The sequence below is a fragment of the Mycoplasma buteonis genome, assembly GCF_000733865.1.
Classification (GTDB): domain Bacteria; phylum Bacillota_I; class Bacilli_A; order Mycoplasmatales; family Metamycoplasmataceae; genus Mycoplasmopsis; species Mycoplasmopsis buteonis.
Genome location: NZ_JPOK01000010.1, coordinates 1 through 17,331, shown reverse-complemented (window position 1 = coordinate 17,331; position 17,331 = coordinate 1). Strand labels below are relative to the sequence as shown.

The 17,331-nt window shown below is 26.7% G+C and carries 16 protein-coding genes and 1 rRNA gene; 10 read left to right on the top strand and 7 right to left on the bottom strand.

All coding sequences use genetic code 4. From position 1 onward, the window contains the following. The first annotated feature begins 69 nt into the window (after positions 1-69). Positions 70-1,974, top strand: coding sequence for a M13 family metallopeptidase (locus EI91_RS03220; RefSeq protein WP_036453015.1), 1,905 nt, complete (start codon positions 70-72; stop codon positions 1,972-1,974). Between the two features lie 31 nt (positions 1,975-2,005). Here EI91_RS03220 and EI91_RS03215 read toward each other — a convergent pair whose 3' ends face one another. Genes EI91_RS03215 through EI91_RS03205 form a run of 3 tightly spaced genes read right to left on the bottom strand, consistent with a single transcriptional unit; the run spans position 2,006 to position 4,942 of the window. Further along, positions 2,006-3,001: an energy-coupling factor transporter transmembrane component T family protein gene (locus EI91_RS03215; protein WP_036453013.1), complete on the bottom strand. Its 996-nt coding sequence runs from the start codon at positions 2,999-3,001 to the stop codon at positions 2,006-2,008. Further along, on the bottom strand, positions 2,994-4,151 hold the full coding sequence (locus tag EI91_RS03740) for an ATP-binding cassette domain-containing protein (RefSeq protein WP_036453012.1): 1,158 nt from the start codon (positions 4,149-4,151) through the stop codon (positions 2,994-2,996). The genes EI91_RS03215 and EI91_RS03740 overlap by 8 nt, the downstream gene beginning before the upstream one ends. Then, positions 4,142-4,942, bottom strand: a complete 801-nt coding sequence (locus EI91_RS03205) for an energy-coupling factor transporter ATPase (protein WP_036453010.1) — start codon at positions 4,940-4,942, stop codon at positions 4,142-4,144. Before EI91_RS03205 ends, EI91_RS03740 begins: the two co-directional genes overlap by 10 nt. Positions 4,943-5,145: 203 nt before the next feature. Between EI91_RS03205 and dnaX the strand changes: the two genes are divergently transcribed. Genes dnaX through rsmI form a run of 6 tightly spaced genes read left to right on the top strand, consistent with a single transcriptional unit; the run spans position 5,146 to position 10,575 of the window. Continuing rightward, positions 5,146-7,401 (top strand): DNA polymerase III subunit gamma/tau, encoded by a 2,256-nt coding sequence (gene dnaX, locus EI91_RS03555; RefSeq protein ID WP_051789190.1) that lies wholly within the window; start codon positions 5,146-5,148, stop codon positions 7,399-7,401. A gap of 9 nt (positions 7,402-7,410) precedes the next feature. After that, a complete protein-coding gene (locus EI91_RS03195; RefSeq protein ID WP_036453008.1) occupies positions 7,411-7,698 on the top strand; it encodes a YbaB/EbfC family nucleoid-associated protein in 288 nt (95 codons plus the stop codon). After that, positions 7,698-8,285 carry a toprim domain-containing protein gene (locus EI91_RS03190; protein ID WP_036453007.1) on the top strand — a complete coding sequence of 196 codons (588 nt, stop codon included), beginning with the start codon at positions 7,698-7,700 and terminating at the stop codon, positions 8,283-8,285. Before EI91_RS03195 ends, EI91_RS03190 begins: the two co-directional genes overlap by 1 nt. 8 nt (positions 8,286-8,293) lie before the next feature. Continuing rightward, positions 8,294-8,944 (top strand): dTMP kinase, encoded by a 651-nt coding sequence (tmk, locus tag EI91_RS03185; RefSeq protein WP_036453006.1) that lies wholly within the window; start codon positions 8,294-8,296, stop codon positions 8,942-8,944. Beyond that, complete coding sequence (locus tag EI91_RS03180; protein ID WP_036453004.1) at positions 8,937-9,863, top strand: AAA family ATPase; 927 nt, start codon at positions 8,937-8,939, stop codon at positions 9,861-9,863. Before tmk ends, EI91_RS03180 begins: the two co-directional genes overlap by 8 nt. Beyond that, positions 9,853-10,575 (top strand): 16S rRNA (cytidine(1402)-2'-O)-methyltransferase, encoded by a 723-nt coding sequence (rsmI, locus tag EI91_RS03175; RefSeq protein WP_036453002.1) that lies wholly within the window; start codon positions 9,853-9,855, stop codon positions 10,573-10,575. Before EI91_RS03180 ends, rsmI begins: the two co-directional genes overlap by 11 nt. Positions 10,576-10,604: 29 nt before the next feature. Here the strand turns inward: rsmI and EI91_RS03170 are convergent, their stop codons facing one another. The 4 genes from EI91_RS03170 to ftsY form a co-directional block, all read right to left on the bottom strand. Then, positions 10,605-12,527, bottom strand: coding sequence for a DNA gyrase/topoisomerase IV subunit B (locus tag EI91_RS03170; RefSeq protein WP_036453000.1), 1,923 nt, complete (start codon positions 12,525-12,527; stop codon positions 10,605-10,607). 65 nt (positions 12,528-12,592) lie between these two features. Then, positions 12,593-13,708 (bottom strand): molecular chaperone DnaJ, encoded by a 1,116-nt coding sequence (gene dnaJ, locus EI91_RS03165; RefSeq protein ID WP_036452998.1) that lies wholly within the window; start codon positions 13,706-13,708, stop codon positions 12,593-12,595. 85 nt (positions 13,709-13,793) lie between these two features. Then, entirely contained in the window at positions 13,794-14,030 is a 237-nt protein-coding gene (locus tag EI91_RS03160) for a sigma factor-like helix-turn-helix DNA-binding protein (RefSeq protein ID WP_036452996.1), read from the bottom strand. Then, complete coding sequence (gene ftsY / locus EI91_RS03155) at positions 14,023-15,057, bottom strand: signal recognition particle-docking protein FtsY (RefSeq protein WP_036452990.1); 1,035 nt, start codon at positions 15,055-15,057, stop codon at positions 14,023-14,025. The genes EI91_RS03160 and ftsY overlap by 8 nt, the downstream gene beginning before the upstream one ends. A 76-nt stretch (positions 15,058-15,133) precedes the next feature. On the opposite strand from ftsY, the gene EI91_RS03150 reads away from it, so the two are divergent. From EI91_RS03150 to EI91_RS03140, 3 genes are all read left to right on the top strand, one after another. After that, positions 15,134-16,657: a hypothetical protein gene (locus EI91_RS03150; protein ID WP_036452988.1), complete on the top strand. Its 1,524-nt coding sequence runs from the start codon at positions 15,134-15,136 to the stop codon at positions 16,655-16,657. A 91-nt stretch (positions 16,658-16,748) separates the two neighbouring features. Continuing rightward, positions 16,749-16,940 carry a 50S ribosomal protein L28 gene (gene rpmB / locus EI91_RS03145; RefSeq protein ID WP_036452986.1) on the top strand — a complete coding sequence of 64 codons (192 nt, stop codon included), beginning with the start codon at positions 16,749-16,751 and terminating at the stop codon, positions 16,938-16,940. 178 nt (positions 16,941-17,118) lie between these two features. Continuing rightward, a 16S ribosomal RNA gene (locus EI91_RS03140) occupies positions 17,119-17,331 on the top strand; the annotation flags it as partial.

The window sequence follows — 17,331 nt, the reverse complement described above, 5'->3', positions numbered from 1 at the left end:
ATTAAAGTAGTATAAAATTAATTACATAAATTAAAAAAATTAGTAAGAGCTAAGAAAAAAGGAAGCAAAATGACAAAAGATTTAAGAAAAGATGATTTTTATGACTACGTAAATGACGAATGAATGAAAAAAACTAAGATTCCAGCCCACTTAGGTGGAACTAGTTCATATACTGAACATCACTTAGAAATCGAAAAAGAATTACTACAATTAGTTGGTAACTGAGCTAAAAATAAGGATGATATTCCTAATGATCCAAAAATTCAAGAAATGATTAAGTTTTTCAAGATGCTAAAAAATAGTAAGCAACAAGAAAAAATGGGATGAAGTCCAATTCAAAACAATTTAAGTATGATTGAAGAGATTAATTCAATTGAAGAACTTGGACAAAATTATTTATTAATCGATGAAAAATTAAGTTGAGCACCATTTTCTTTCAGTGTTGAAGAAGATTTTATTGATAATACAAAATATACTCTTTGATTAAGTGGTTGTGAAACTTTATTACCTTCAAAAGAGTACTATTCAATTAAAAAAGGTGAAGAAATTTTAAAATCAATTAAAGAAGTTGCGACAGAATACATGCTATCTTTAGGTAAGAGTAAATCTGAAATTAAACTAATTCTTGAGCGTGCCATTAAATTAGATAAAGAATTTGCAACTTATGAGCTCACTAGTGTCGAAAAAAATCAAATTGAAAAGTTATATAACAAAAAGAATGCAGAAAAGTTAGCTCAACTTAGCAAAATTTTTAAATTAGATGAGTATGCTACTAAACTTGTGGGACAAAACGTTGATGAAGTAATAATTCCGAACTTAAAATATTTTGAAAACCTGGATGCAATTTATACTAATATTGAAATTGAAGACATTAAATCATTAATGTATTTACATGAAATTTTAACAGCAGGTTCATATTTAACTCCAAGTACTAGAAAAGCGTTTTTCAAAATTACTCAAAGTCAAACCGGAGCAGAAAAACCTCAATCTACAAATAAATGAGCTTACAAAAAGACTCTTAGTTATTTTAGTGAACCATTTAGTGTGTTTTACGGAAAAACAAATTTTAGTGAGCAAGCTCGAAAAGATGTAATCAAAATGATTGAGAAGATTATTGATATTTACAAGCAACGTTTAGCGAAAAATAATTGATTATCTAAAGAAACTATTAAAAAAGCGATTCATAAATTAGATAAAATTCAACCAATGGTGGGTTATCCAGATGAAATTTACAGCTTTTTTGATGATTTTCAAGTTCAAACTTACAAACAAGGTGGTTCATTAACTTCAAACATGAATGCTTTTGATGAAATTGTTCGTAAACATAACTTTAAACAATATAAACAAAAAGTTAACACAAATATCTGAGGAATGGCTTCTTATGAAGTTAATGCTTACTTTAATCCGCTAGCTAATAAAATTGTTTTTCCAGCTGGTTATTTACAAGCGCCTTTTTATGAATATGGTAGAAATTCATCATTAAATTATGGTGGACTGGGTGTAACAATTGGGCATGAAATTTCACATGCCTTTGATAATAATGGAGCACAATTTGACAGTGATGGAAGCTTTAATAATTGATGAACAGAGCAGGATTATGAAGCTTTCAAAGAAAAAACACAATTAATGATTAAATGATTTGATCAACAAGAAACTGAACATGGAAAAATTAATGGTGAGCTAACTGTGTCAGAAAATATTGCAGATCAAGGTGGAATTTTAGTTGCGTTAGAAGCTGCTAAAACAGAGCAAGATTATGATATTGAGAAGTTTTTCGAAAACAGTGCTTATTGTGAAAGAGAAAAATCTCGTCCTGCAATTGCTCAAAAAAGATTGCTTAGTGATCCACACTCACCTGGTAAAGCAAGAATTAATTTACAATTTAAAATTTGCAAAGATTTCCAAAAGCACTATAAATTGACTCCAGAAGATAAAATGTATTGTGATGAAAAAGAAATTTTTGAAATTTGATAATTTAAAAATCTAGGCTATAAACCTAGATTTTTTAAATAATTCTAAATCATAATAAGAAGTTTGGTAATGATTCAGCATAAACACCTTGAAAATGTGAAGATAAAGCAACACCAACAACAACTAAAATTAAAATAAAGCCCATCACAAAGTCAATTCAATTTAATGAAAGTAAACGATATTTAGTTCTTTTTTCATAAGGATCATATCCACGAGTTTCCATTGAATTGGATAAATCTTCTGCTTTAGCAAAACTTGAAACAAATAACGGAATAATAAGTGTTGTTAATGCTATTATTTTTTCTTTAAAACTACCGTGCTTAAATGAAACACCACGTGAAGTTTGAGCTTTCATAATCCGATTTGCTTCATCTAATAATGTTGGGATAAATCTTAAAGCTATCGAGATTATCATAGCTACTATATGAACCGGCATTTTTAAAAGTTTAAAAGGTCATAAAATATCTTCTATTGATTTGGTGAGTAAAATAGGACGAGTTGTATTTGTAAGTAATGACATTGCTAAAATCATAATATAAATTCTAAATAAAAGAGAAACTGTACGATTTAGAGATGCTAATGAAATTACATAATAATTTATTTGTCCTTTACCTTCTGGATGAGTTCATTCTAAACCATGAGACTCATAAATTTTTTGCGCATATTCTAATAAAGGTTTATCTTTATCTTGGTAAAATGCTGGTGCACTTTTTGAAAAAAGTGTTCAAAAATAGTTTGGATAGTAATCTAATTTAATTATTGTTTGAAGATCCAAAGTGTAAATATTTACTACCATTAAAACGATACTGATAAAAAGAGGTATTTTAATCATTCTCAAAGTGCTGCGTGGTCTTTTGGTGACAAAAATGTGAGATATCATTAAGGTTAAAAGCAAAAAAGTTAATCCATAAAAAGTAGGTATAAAGAAAACTAAAATAATACAACAAATTGTCATAATTAATTTTAATCTAGGATCTAGACGATATAAAAAACCCTTACCAGGAATAAAACGACCGAAAATACTATTCATTTTTTTCCTTTCTATACTTTGTTAAATAACTTGCAAGTTCTTCGATTGAGTGAACTTCAGGTACAGGAATCCCTTTTAAACGTAGCTCATGCACAAATTCTAAAATTTTGGGAGGTTGCAAATTGTTTTCAATTAAAAGAGGGACATTGTTTAAAACATTATAAGGAGTATCATCTAAAATAAGCTTACCATCTTTAAGCAGTAAAATTCTATTTGCTCTTTCTAAAATATTATCTAAATCATGGGTAACATTAATTATTGTTTTTCCTTGCTTGTGAAGATCCGATAATATATCTAAGATTTCTACAACACCCTTAGGATCTAGTCCTGCAGTAGGTTCGTCCACTACTAAGCAATCAGGTTGCATTGCTAAAATACCCGCTAAAGCGACTCTTCTTTTTTGACCACCTGATAATTCAAAAGGGCTTCTTTGTTCGTATTCAGCTGGCATGCCAACAGTAGCTAGACATTTTCTTGCGAGCTCATATGCTTTCTCTTTAGACATACCAAAAGCAATGGGCCCAAAAGCGATATCCTCTAATATTGTTGCTTTAAATAATTGATATTCGGCAAATTGAAAAGCAACACCGACTTTTTGGCGGATTATTTTAAAACTCTTTTTATGTAAAAAGCTTTTTCATTCAGTTTTTCCTGCATTAAAGAATAATTCACCCACATCTGAGTGTTTTACTAAATAAATCATGTGAGTTAGAGAAGAATTTTTTACATAATTTGTCTCAATTTCTCTAATTCCCTCCTCTAACTTTTTAGAGTATTCTGCAGATGGCATTTTTTTATAATTCTGTTCTTTAAATTCATTTTTAAATTTATTTATTTTATTTTTAGTACTTTTAACCAATTGTTTAGATAAAGATTTTGCGTATTTAAGTTTACGCTTTTGTCACTTGCGTAATAATTTTGGGTTTTGCTTGATGCTTGGATCAGAAAAAGATCATTCGATTAATCCACTTGTAGGTTCAAGTAAATTATTTAAGTGTTCTATTAAAGTAGTTTTTCCGCTACCTGTTGAACCAATAACTCCGATATATTCGCCTTGTTCTATATTTAATGAAACATCCTCCAGAGCTTTAAATTCTCACGGAGTTGATTTATTAAAAATATGACTTATATGTTTAATTTTTATTTGCATATTTCTGAAATTAACTCCTCTTTTGAATATGTTGGATTAACTCCTTCAATTAAACTACTTAACTTATAAATAAAAGGAGAATCTATTTTTGCTATGCCAATAATTTCTTTATTATTTAAAATATCTTTAGGTGTTCCTTGAGCAATTAATTCTCCTTGAGCAAAAACCAAGCAACGATCAGCTAAAATAGCTTCGTCCATGTTGTGAGTAATAGAAATTAAGGTTTTATCTTTTTTATTTTTAATTTCGCTAATTATTTTTAAAACTTCATTTTTACCTTTTGGATCTAACATTGATGTCACTTCATCAAAAATAATCACTTCAGGATCTAGTGCTAAAACACTAGCTATCGCAACACGTTGTTTTTGACCACCACTTAATGTTTGAGGTTCTCTTTCTAAATACTTGCTCATATCAACACGTTCTGCAAACTCATAAACTCTTTTTTGCATTTCGGTGTGTGGTAAAAGTTTGTTTTCTAAACCAAAAGCAATATCATCTTCAACACTAGAACCAATGAATTGGTTATCTGGGTTTTGAAAAACAATACCTATTTTATTACGAACAAATTTGAGTGTTTTTTTACTATAAACAACATTATCAATTGAAATATAACCATCACTAGGTTTTAGAAGTCCAACCAAAATTTTAGATAATGTACTTTTACCACTACCATTATGTCCTAGTATGGCAACGTATTCACCTTTGTTTATTTCAAAAGAAACATTGTTTAAAACGTTTTTTTCAGATTCTAAATTATATTTAAAAGAAATGTTATTGACTTTAATCATAACTAAATTGTAATAAATTTAATTTTTTTTGAAAATTTTTATTATTTTTTAATTTTTTACTTTTTTTGAGGTTTTTACAGAAATTCTTAAATGAATAAAATTTTCAATTTAAAATCGATCTAAATTATATTTATAAGTTAATTTATCAATTTTAAATATAAATTAAATATAATTATTAAACACAAAGCATGGAAGGGTTTAATATGGAATATAAAGCACTTTATCGTAAGTATAGACCGCAAAGATTTCAAGATGTAGTGGGTCAAGAACACATAATAAAAACATTAGAAAATATTGTAGAATCAAGAAAAATTTCTCATGCTTATTTATTTAGTGGTCCTAAAGGGACAGGAAAAACATCTGTAGCGAAAATTTTTGCAAATGTTATTAACTGCATGCATGGTGAAGATGTTACTAAAGCATGTTCAAGCTGCTTGCGAAAAATTAATAGTTCTGTTGATGTTATCGAACTAGATGCAGCTTCTAACAATGGAGTTGATGAAATTAGAGATTTAAAAGAAAAAATCGAGCAGTCACCTTTAGAATCGCGTTACAAAGTCTATATTATTGATGAAGTTCACATGCTAACAAAAAATGCTTTTAATGCTTTATTAAAAACTTTAGAAGAGCCGCCAAAACATGCTATTTTTATTTTAGCTACAACTGATGCTCATAAAATTCCGGTTACAATTTTGTCAAGAGTTCAACGTTTTAATTTCAGAAGAATGAGTGAAAAGGAAATTTTAAATCATTTAATATGAATTTTAAAACAAGAAAAAATTTCATATGAATTAGATGCTTTACATTCAATTGCGAGATTATCAAGTGGTGGTATGAGAGACGCTCTTTCTATTTTAGAACAAGCTACAGCATTTGGTAATAATCAGGTTTCTAATGAAGTTATTTTAAAAAACTTTGGAATTGTATCTTTTGAAGAATGTATTCAAATAGTTAATAATTTAGTTGAAAAAAAATTAGATTATGTTATTCCAAGGATTCATGAATTAAGCGAAGAGGGTATCGATCCTTTTCAACTAATTTTGAATTTAATTACTGTTGTTAAAGAATGATTAATTTTTAATCAAACTAAAAATATAAATATTCTTAATAATTTAACAAAAGAACAAATAGAAAGTATCAAAATCGAAAATTTAAATCAAGGTATCATTTTATCTAATGAGTTTTACGAAATTATGGTAAAAATTCATAAAAAAGAAATACCTTTTGAATTAATTCAGTTAGGTTTAATTAAGTTAGTTAATTCTATAAATAATTTTAAAGAACCTGTTTTTACTAGCCAACAAAACAATGTTTACCCAGAAATTCAAAAAACTGTAATTTTTAAAGAAGAAACAATTTCAAAAAAAGATAAAGTTTATCAAAACAATAACGAAAGTAAAATTTCTGATTCTAAATCATTTCAGCTAGCTGAAAATCTTGCTTCTAATATTGCTATTAAACCAAATATCCAAAAAGAAGAGCTTGTTGAACAGCAAGAAGAAAAAGAAAGTCCAATTAATGAAAAATCAAAAACAAAGGCTGTTCAATATTTTAATGAAGTACGAGAAATAGCTAATTTAAAACCTCAAAAAACAGTAGAGGTAGAAATAGATGTTCAAAAAACTTTTGCTGATTCAGAATTAAAAACAATAACTACAACAATTGATAGTATAAATAATCAAAATCTAATTTCTCAAAAAATGCAATTACAAAAAGTAAATAAAGAATTAACATCTAAAGATTACTTAGAGTTAGGCGAAGAAAATCCTATTTTTCAAGAGACAAAAGAAATAAATGAAAAATACGATCAAGAAATTCAAAGAACAGATGAGTTTATTTTATTTGATAATGAGCTTGATGGCGACAAAAAAGATTTAGATACCGATATTACTGCTAATGAAATTATTGAAAGCAATCCATTATTAAATACTAAAGAAATTAGTTTAGATTATCTGTCTGCAATCGAAAATGAAAAAGACAGTGAATATTTAGCTAAGTTATTTGCTAAGTTATTTTTCGATGTTCAAGCTTGAAATAGAAGTAAAAGATGATTATATGAATTAAAAAATGTTTTGAGTAACTTACAAATTTCAGCTAATTCAGAATTTAAAGCTGTGCTTAAAATACTTAATGGATGCGAAATTTTAGGAGTACATAGTAATTACATAATTATTGTTGCTGAGGAAAGCAAAATTGCTGAATTAAATAAAAATAAACATAGTAAGACTTTACAGCAATTTTTTAAAGATGTATTTGGTACTTATTTACACGTTTTTCCAATTACAAAAGATGAAAAAGAAATTATTGCAAATTACATGATGAAATGAAAAGAACGTGGTAAAGATATTATTTTAAATTTCAAAGGTCCTGATAAATTAAAATTACAAAATCATGACATAGATTTAGCTGAGCAAAAAGCTTACGAAATCTTTGGGCCAGATATTAAAATTAAAAGATAGGAGTAAATTATGAACCCAGAAATGCTTAGAAGATTAAAGAGAATGCAAGAAGAAATGATGTCAAAACAAAAAGAATTAGAAAAAACAGAATTCACAGTAACTAAACAAGGAATCAAAGTAGTTGTATTAGGAAATCATACTATTAAATCAATTAGTGTTGATGAATTATTAATTGATCCAGAAGATAAAGAAATTTTAGAAGATTTAATTGTTATCGCAATTAACGAAGCTATTGATTTAGTTAAAGAAGAAGAGGCTAAATTAGCGCCACAAATGCCAGGTGGTTTAGGATTTTAGTGTTTAATTCAAAAATTATTCAAGAATTTATAGACAGATTTAAAAAAGTTCCAGGCATAAGTAAAAAACAAGCTGAAAAAATGGTTCTTTGAATCTTAAATAATCCAGAACATGATGTCTTTTTACTTGCAAATGATATTAAAAAAATTAAAGAAAAAATAACTTTTTGTGAAATTTGTGGAAATGCAAAAGAGTTAGATAGTAATTGTGAAATTTGCGAAAATAATCAAAGAGATAATGTTTTGCTTATTGTAGAAAACGTTGGAATTATAGAGAAAATTGAGAGAGCAAAATTTTATTATGGAAAATATTTTGTTTTTAAAAACTTGATTAAAAACGAAAAAGACATAATTAAAATCAAAGATCAAATTGATACTCTAGTTGAGTATGCTGAAAAATTTGATGAAGTAATATTGGCTATTTCACCAACTTATGAAGGTGAAATCACTAAACAAATTTTAAAAAAATATTTAATTAGTAAAAATATTTCAGTTAGTCAGTTAGCTATTGGATTACCATTGGGTTCTTCCGTTGATTATATTGACGAAATCACGTTGAAAATGTCAATGATAAATCGTAGTAAATAGGAGGTTATATGTTTATTACTTTTGAAGGATTAGATGGTTCAGGAAAAACGACAATTTTAAATAAAATTTATCACAAATTATTAGTAGAATATCCTAATTTAAAAATAGTTAAAACAAGAGAACCAGGAGGCGAAAACGTTCCTGAAGCTGAAAAATTAAGAGAAATGATTTTGCACAATAACACAAAGTTATCAAATGAATCAGAAGCTCTTTTGTATACAGCATGTCGTCGAATGCATTTAGAAAAATTAGTTTGACCTTCATTAGCTGAAGGTAAAATAGTTTTTTGTGATAGATATTTAGATAGTTTTTTTGCTTATCAAGGATTTGCAAGAGGTTTAGGATATGATTTTGTTAAACAATTAAGCGACTTAGTTGTTAAAAATACTTATCCTGATTTAACAATATTTTTTGATATTTCTCCACAAGAAGCTCGTGAACGTCGTGAAGGGAATAGATTAATTATTGATAGACTAGAAAAAGAAAAAGAAGATTTTCATAAAAAAGTCTACAATGGATATCAAACATTAATAAACGAACAGCCTAATCGCTTTTTAATTGTAGATGCATCTAAAACTGCTGATGAAGTTTTTAAAGACGTTTATAATGCTTTAATAAGTAATCCTAAATTTCAACAATATTTAAAACAACATGATTAATCCAGAAATTATTAACTCTTTAAAAAAACAAATCGCATTAAAAAAGAATAGTCATCTTTATTTATTAAGTGCTCCTAATCACTATGATTTTGAGGCTGAATTACTTAGTTTGGTTAATTGCTTTCTAAATCATGAGGTTAAGACGTTTAGCCAAGAAATATTGCCGAATAATTTATTTTTAGCAGGTTTTAACAATGATTTTACAAAAGACAAACTCGAAGAAGTTTTCTGAAAAGCGACTTTTAAAAACAATAACGATCTTAATGTTATTATTATTAATCAAATTGAACATTTTAGCATTCAGAGTTTAAATTCAATTTTAAAAAGTATTGAAGAACCAACTGAAAATTTAGTTATTATAATTGCGACAAATAATATTTCTCACGTGTTACCAACAATACTTTCTCGAGCACAAAAAATTATTATTAAGCCTTTAAAATCTATTGAAATTTATTCTCAATTTATAGGTAATGGTATTTTAGAACCTTTTGCATTAATTGCTTCATGAATTGCGAATGATATTTTTCTGGCAAAAAAATATGTTAATGATGATTATATACAACTATTTGATAAATTATGCTCAGCATACATCGAGATGTTAAAAAGAAAAAATAATTATTATTTATATATTTTTTTAGTAAAACATTTAGAAAAAGACAATGAAGACTTAAATCTTTTTCTTTTTAAATTAATTATGCTTATTCATAGAAGCAAATGATTATTTTCTAATCATAACTGAGATAATAAGTATTTAGATAGAATTTTAAAAATAAGTCAAAAATTAGATGAGAAAAATTCAAATTCAATTTTGGTAATAGATAAAATTAGTGATTTTTTAGAAAGCATTAAAAATAAAGGTAATTTTATTTTACAAAAAGAAAAATTATTAATTGAATTAATGGAGGTATATGAACAATAAATTATATATTGTAGGTACTCCGATCGGAAATTTGGAAGATATTACTTTTAGAGCATTACGAATTTTAAAAGAAGTGAAATATATTGCTTGCGAAGATACTCGAGTAACTCAGAAATTACTTAATTATTTTGGAATTGAAAACAAAAAATTAATGACATACAATAATTTCACAGAAAAAAATTCTGCAAAAGGATTATTATCTATTTTAAACTCAGGAGAATCTGTTGCGTTAGTTTCGGATGCCGGAATGCCGGTTGTGTCCGATCCTGGTTTTGAAATTATTAGATTAGCAAAAGAAAATGGGATTTTTATAGAAATAGTACCTGGAGTAAATGCGGCAATTACAGCTTTTGTTGGTTCTTCTTTTGATAATACATTCACTTTTTTAGGTTTCATTAAAGATAAAAGTCAACAAAGAATTAATCAACTTACTAATTTAGAATTAGGAACTTATATTTTTTATGTTTCTCCACATAAAATAGAATCTACACTAAATGATATTTATCAAGTATTTCAAACCAATGCACAAGTTTGCTTAGCTAGAGAAGTTACTAAAGTGCATGAGAGTTGATATTTCGGGAATGCTTTAGAAGTTTTAAATCAATTAAAAGAAAAAAACGAAATTAAAGGTGAATTTACAATGGTTTTACATTTACCCAAAATTAAAAGAACAAAAGTTTCTAAATACCCTAGCAAAAACAGTATAAATTAAAAACGTCCTGGTAGAAAACCAGGATGTTTTTAATTATTAATAATTTCAAAAAAATCATCATAAGAATTAAAATCAACATTATTGTCAATTCATTCTCTACGCACTGTAACATTATCACCCATTAATGTGCTAACTCTGCGTTCTGCAAGACTAGCATCGTCAATAGTCGCTTGAATTAAAGTTCGAGTTTCAGGATTCATTGTAGTTTCTCAAAGTTGATCAGCATTCATTTCGCCCAAACCTTTATATCTTTGTAATTCTGTTTGTCCTTTAATTTCAGATAAAATTTCTTTCAACTCATCATCATCTCATGCATAAATAATTTCTTTTTTGCTTTTATTGTTTACTTTGTAAAGTGGAGGTAATGCAATATATATTTTTCCAGCTTCAATTAAAGGTTTCATAAATCTATAGAAAAAAGTTAATAATAAAATTTGGATATGTGCACCATCAGTATCGGCGTCAGTCATGATGATAATTTTGTCATATTGAGATTTTGAAATATCAAAATCTTTACCAAAACCCGCACCAATAGTATTGATAATTGTACTGATTTCAGTATTTTTTAAAATATCAATAAGCTTTGATTTTTCGCTGTTTATCACTTTTCCACGTAATGGTAAAATAGCTTGATATCTTCGATCACGTCCACTTTTGGCACTACCTCCAGCAGAATCACCCTCAACTAAAAATAACTCTTTTTCTTCTGGTTTTTTAGATGTCGCAGGAGTTAACTTATCACTTAAAATAGTTTTTTCTTTTAAAGCTTTTTTAGATTTTCTAACTTCTTCTCTTCTTTTTCTTTCTTCTAATCTTAGTTCATGAGCCCGTTTGATTTTTTCTAAAACTTTTTTAGCTGTTTGCTTGTTCTCAGCGATTCAGGTTTCCAAGTATTTAGATGCTATTTCTTCTACAACTGATTTTGCATCAGGTGTGCCTAATTTATCTTTTGTTTGACCTACAAATTCTAGTAAGTTTTCAGGCACTTTTAATGATAAAATGCAAGTCAATCCTTCACGAATATCTTCTCCATCAAAAAGATTTTTACCTTTTAAGATATTTTCTTTTTGAGCAAATTCATTAAATGTTTTAGTTATTGCACTTTTTAGTCCAATTTCATGTGTTCCACCATCTTTAGTTTTAACGTTATTAACAAAACTTAAAATTAAATCATTATAAGAATCTGTTCACTGAAAAGCACAAGAAACTTCTATGTCTTTTTTAACTTCACTAAATGAAAAAGGAATTGTTATTTGTGTTTTTGAATCGTTTAAAAAATTTAAAAAAGCAATAAAACCATCTTGATGTTCGAAAACCTTAATCAAATCATTTTTTTCATCTTTTAATATTATTTTTAAATTTGGAATTAAAAATGAGCTTTCTTGTAAACGTTCAGAAATTTTATCAAAGCTCAAACTTGCTTTTTTAAAAAATGAATAATCAGGTCAAAATTGCACTTTTGTACCATTTATTTTACTATCAGCAACAAAATGAGTTCTTTCAATAATTTTATCTTGAACAAAAACGGTTAAGTATTCTTTATTTTCTCTAAAAACATTTACTGCTAATTTTGTTGATAATGCATTAACTACACTAGAACCAACACCATGCAATCCACCAGAAGATTTATATACATTTCCATTAAATTTTCCTCCAGCATGCAACTCAGTAAAAACGAGTTCAACTGCAGTTTTAGATTGTCCTTTTGCTTTTTCGACAGGTATTCCTCTACCGTTGTCTTGGACAATAACAGAACCATCTTCTTTTAATGTAACTTCAATTTTGTTGGCAAAACCAGCAAGAGCTTCATCAATTGCATTATCAACAATTTCTCAAACTAAATGATGTAATCCGTGAACATCAGTTCCACCAATATACATTCCTGGTCTTTTTCTAACAGCCTCTAAGCCTTTTAGTTGCGTAATATCATCAGCAGTATATTTGTTATTCATATCTTTTAAATTATAACAATAAAAAAACAATGCAAATAATATTCAATTAAATGCATTGCTTTACTCTATTTAGCCTTTTTAACTTCATCTATAAATTCTTGATTAGAATTATCATTAACTTGTTCGAATAATTCTTTTAAGATTTTTGTATCTTTTCTATTAAATTCTGGTGTAAAAACTTGAATTTTAAAGTATAAATCACCTGTTTTACTTGATGTTTTAACTCCTCTACCTTTTAACATTATATATTGACCATTTTGGTAAGACTTTTTAAGTTTAATTTTTTCTTCTCCATAAGGAGTAGGAACCAAAATATTTTTTTCTAAATATAAATCTATAAAAGAAACTGGCAATGTAACTAAAATATCATTACCTTCGCGAGTAAAAAATTTGTGCGGTTTCACATTAACTTTAATGTATAAATCTCCAGAAGGTCCACCATTAGTTCCTGCACCTGCAAAACCAGACAATTTTAATCTTGTTGAGTTAGAAGCTCCCGCTGGAATATTGATAGTGATTTTTTTCTTGGTTTTGATATATTTTTTTCCATTACATTTTAAGCAGTTTTTAGTTATGATTTTACCTTCACCATGACATTGTGAACATTCTCCCATAACAACTCTTTGTCCAAAAAAGCCGTTTTGAACTCTTTGTTCATAACCTTGCCCACTACATTTTTGACAAGTATGTATATCGCTTTTAGTTTCTGCTCCAGAACCACCACATTGTAAACACGTTTCGAATTTATCAAATTCTTTTTCAAAACTAACACCTTGAATTGCTTCTGTAAATGAAATTGTTTCAGTAACTTGTCAATCCTGTCCTTTTTTTGGTGCGTTAGAGTTCTTACTGCTTGAGAATCCACCAAAACCACCTGAAAAAATATTTTCAAAAAAGTCTCCAAAATTTCCGAAACCACCAGAAAAATCATATCCACCCGCATTAAATCCACCTGCGTTATTCATTCCGTCGTAACCAAATTGATCGTATTGTTTACGTTTTGTTTCGTCTGATAAAACGCTGTAAGCTTCGTTTAAATCCTTCATTTTTTGATCGCTAGTTCCGTCTTTTAAAATATCTGGATGATATTTTTTTGCTAATTTACGGTAAGCGGTTTTAATTTCTTGTTGTGTTGCATTTTTATCAACGCCTAAAATCTTATATAAATCTTTATTATTCATAATTAAAATAATTTTAGCACATTTTATATTACTTTGCTAAAAATATAAAAACAAGAATTTAATAAAAAACTTCACAAATATAAATTTAGTGAAGTGAATTATCTACTTTAGAAGCTACTTTTTCTAATTTTTGTGTAGCTTTTTTTAGTGTATCATACGCAGCTGTTCTACTGGTTGCTAAAATTTCAGCAATTTCTGAGTACGATAAATCTTCAAAATAAAAAAGTTGAAAAACTTGCTTTTGATTTTGTGTTAAAAAATTGCTATATTTTTCAAAAAGAAAAGTGTACTTTTCTACATTCTGTATATCTTTTTTATTCATGAATAATATCTTTCATCATTTGATAAATGAATAAATCTAAATCAAATTCTTGTAAATCATTTAATTTCTCGCCTAGTCCTACAAGTTTAACATCTAAATCATACTCGTCTTTGATTGATAAAACAATTCCACCTTTTGAGGTTCCGTCAAGTTTTGTCAATACTATTCCGGTTAAATTAGCAACTTCTTTAAAAATTTTAGCTTGACTAAGTCCGTTTTGACCAGTTGTTGAATCTAAAACTAAAAGAGATTCGTGTGGAGCACTAGCCTCAAATTTTTGAATAATATGAATCATTTTTTCTAGTTCATTCATTAAATTTATCTTGTTTTGCAACCTACCAGCTGTATCGATGATTACTAAATCATAATTTTCATCAACTGCTTTTTGCATAGCTTTATAAACAACAGAAGCGGGATCTTGACCTTCTTTATCAGGTTTAACAATTTTAGCACCAATTCTATCTGATCAAACTTGCAGCTGATTAACAGCTCCAGCTCTAAATGTATCTGCAGCAGCAATTAAAACTTTTTTACCTTGTTTTATGTATTTATATGCTACTTTTGCAATAGAAGTTGTTTTTCCTGAACCATTTACACCTACAAAAATAAAAACATTGGTTTTTCGCGAATCATCAAAATTTAATGTTGTATTAATAACTGAGTTATTAGCATATATTATAAAAAGCTGATCAGCAATAATTTCGTTAATTAGTTTTATATCTGTGATTTGGTTTGTTCTAATTTCTGACTTAATTTTATCTATTATTATATTTACTAACTTATAGTTAATATCACTCATAATTAATAATTCTTCCAAATCTTCAAAGTAATTTTCATCAATTTTAGTGTGTGAGTTTTGAAGTTCTAGTAATTTTTTTCCGAAATTAGAAGCGTTAGATAAACCTGTTTGATATTTTTCTATTTTTTGTTGATAAAACTCATCAAAATTTTCCGAATTATTTAATGTTATTTCGTTTTGATTGCTTTTGTTAGTTATTTTATTTATTAGTTTTTTAAAGAAATTCATATAAGTATTTTATAAAAATTTGTGGAAAGCAAATCAAATAGTTGGTAATTACTTAAATTAGTTTTATACTTTAAATATGTGACGACAATCGTTTGAACATTTTTTAATTACTAACAACTTTTTATTTGAAGATTTAAATTTTTTATTTGTTAACAAAATTTTACTTATTTTAAACGTCCATGCTAAAAATAGTGCACAAAATGAAACACATTTAAAAATTCATTTTGAAACCTGTAATAAAAAGAATTTAGAGGAGCATTTTAAAGATTACAAAAGAGATCGTATTTTAGATAATATTACTTTAACTTTTGATGATTTTCAAAACACAATTTTTCATAAAAATGAAGTGAAAATTAAATGTGATGGAAATTGCAATGTCTTTTCAAAAACATTATATAAATTAGAAACTTCCTTAGATTTAATGAAATTATTGAATTTATCATATTTTCGAAACTTTGATTATTTTCTTTTTAAAAAACAAAACAAAATAAAAGTAAATTTATCAAAAGTTCATAATTATAATTTAGATAATTATCTTGGTTTTGAAAAATTTATTTTTGATGAAATATATGATCAAATTTGAAAAACAATAAATTTCTTTAAAAATAATATTCATAAGGGTTCACAAATTAATGAAAATAGAACTCAAGAACAAAAAGATATTGAATTTCGTATGAATATTAATTTATTTTCTTATTTGCTACCTTATCTTTATTTCAGAGTAAAGATTTTCAGATATAAAGTCATTGAAATTTTTAATTTAGCACATTTACCTTTAAAGTTTTATATTTACAATTCTCCTTACGAATTTTTATTCAGAGTGTTTGATGAGTTTAATTTTATTAATGAAACAAATATTAAAGAAGTTGCTGAGTTTTTAGACATATTTTATTTATATTTAAAACAAATTGAAAGGAAAACTAAATTTTTATTACCTTACTTTAAGGAATTCAAATTCAATGCAGACTGAAATTTACAGAAAGCTATTTTAATTTATGAATTTTTAAATAAATCTAATAAAAGAGAAACGAATCCTGATTTAGATAAAAAAATTTCAAAATTATTTATTCATAATCAGAAGGTTAATATAGATTTTAAAATTGATAAATATAGTTATAATGAAAGAAAAATTATTTACACCATTTTTATTTTGTATTTTTGCTTGTTTAGAAATGAAACATATATTTTTAAAGGAAAAGAAAAACCTGGTGTGTGAGTGCAGAAAAACTGGTCTGATTTTATGACAAACATATGTCTCAATAAAAGGGATTTAAGATTCATAAAAAATATATTTTCTCACATAAATGTTTTAAAAATAAAAGATAGAAAATGAAAAATGGCGATTTTGTTTGTATTGATTTTTTCTACATATTATAAATATGATGCTTCATCAAATATTTTAATGATGCAAAACTGTAAAGAAGTAAGTGTTCTGTTTGCTTATTATTTAAATTCACTTTTTTACCGTTTTGGTTTAATCGGAAATGAAATTGAAGTTATGACTTTAAATCTTTTAGAAAAAATTATTTTCTTACCTAAGAATAATCCTAATTTTACTTATAAAGAACTAATTGATATGTTTAAAGAAGTTTTAGATTAAAAAAAGAAATAATTTTAAAGTTTTTGCTATAATAAATAAGCTTTATAAATATTTTAATAATATATTAGCTAATATTAAGAAAGGATTATTTATGGCTAGAAGAGACGTCTTAACTGGAAAAGGACCACAAACTGGTAATAAACGTTCACACGCAATGAATGCTTCAAAGCGTAAGTTTAATGTAAACCTTCAAAAAGTTAAAGTAAATATTAATGGTACTAAAAAAACTCTTAGAGTAAGTGCAAAAACATTAAAGACTTTAAAAGCAAAAGGTTTAATTTAATTTATTAATATACTAATTAAATAAAAAGCCGTTCTGATCAATCGGCTTTTTTTAAAAAAATAAAAAATATTTAAAAAAATATTTTGTTATTTTAAAAATCATGTTATCATATTTAAGCAAACAAATTGCAAAATAAAGTTCTTTGAAAACTAGATATATACAATACATGACAGTCAATTTTTTCGAGAGTTTGATCCTGGCTCAGGATGAACGCTGGCTGTGTGCCTAATACATGCATGTCGAGCGGAGTTCTTCGGAACTTAGCGGCGAATGGGTGAGTAACACGTACTTAACATGCCCTTTAGATTGGAATAACGCTGAGAAATTAGCGCTAATGCCGGATACTTATTAGTTTCGCATGAAATTAATATAAAAGAAGCGTTTGCTTCAC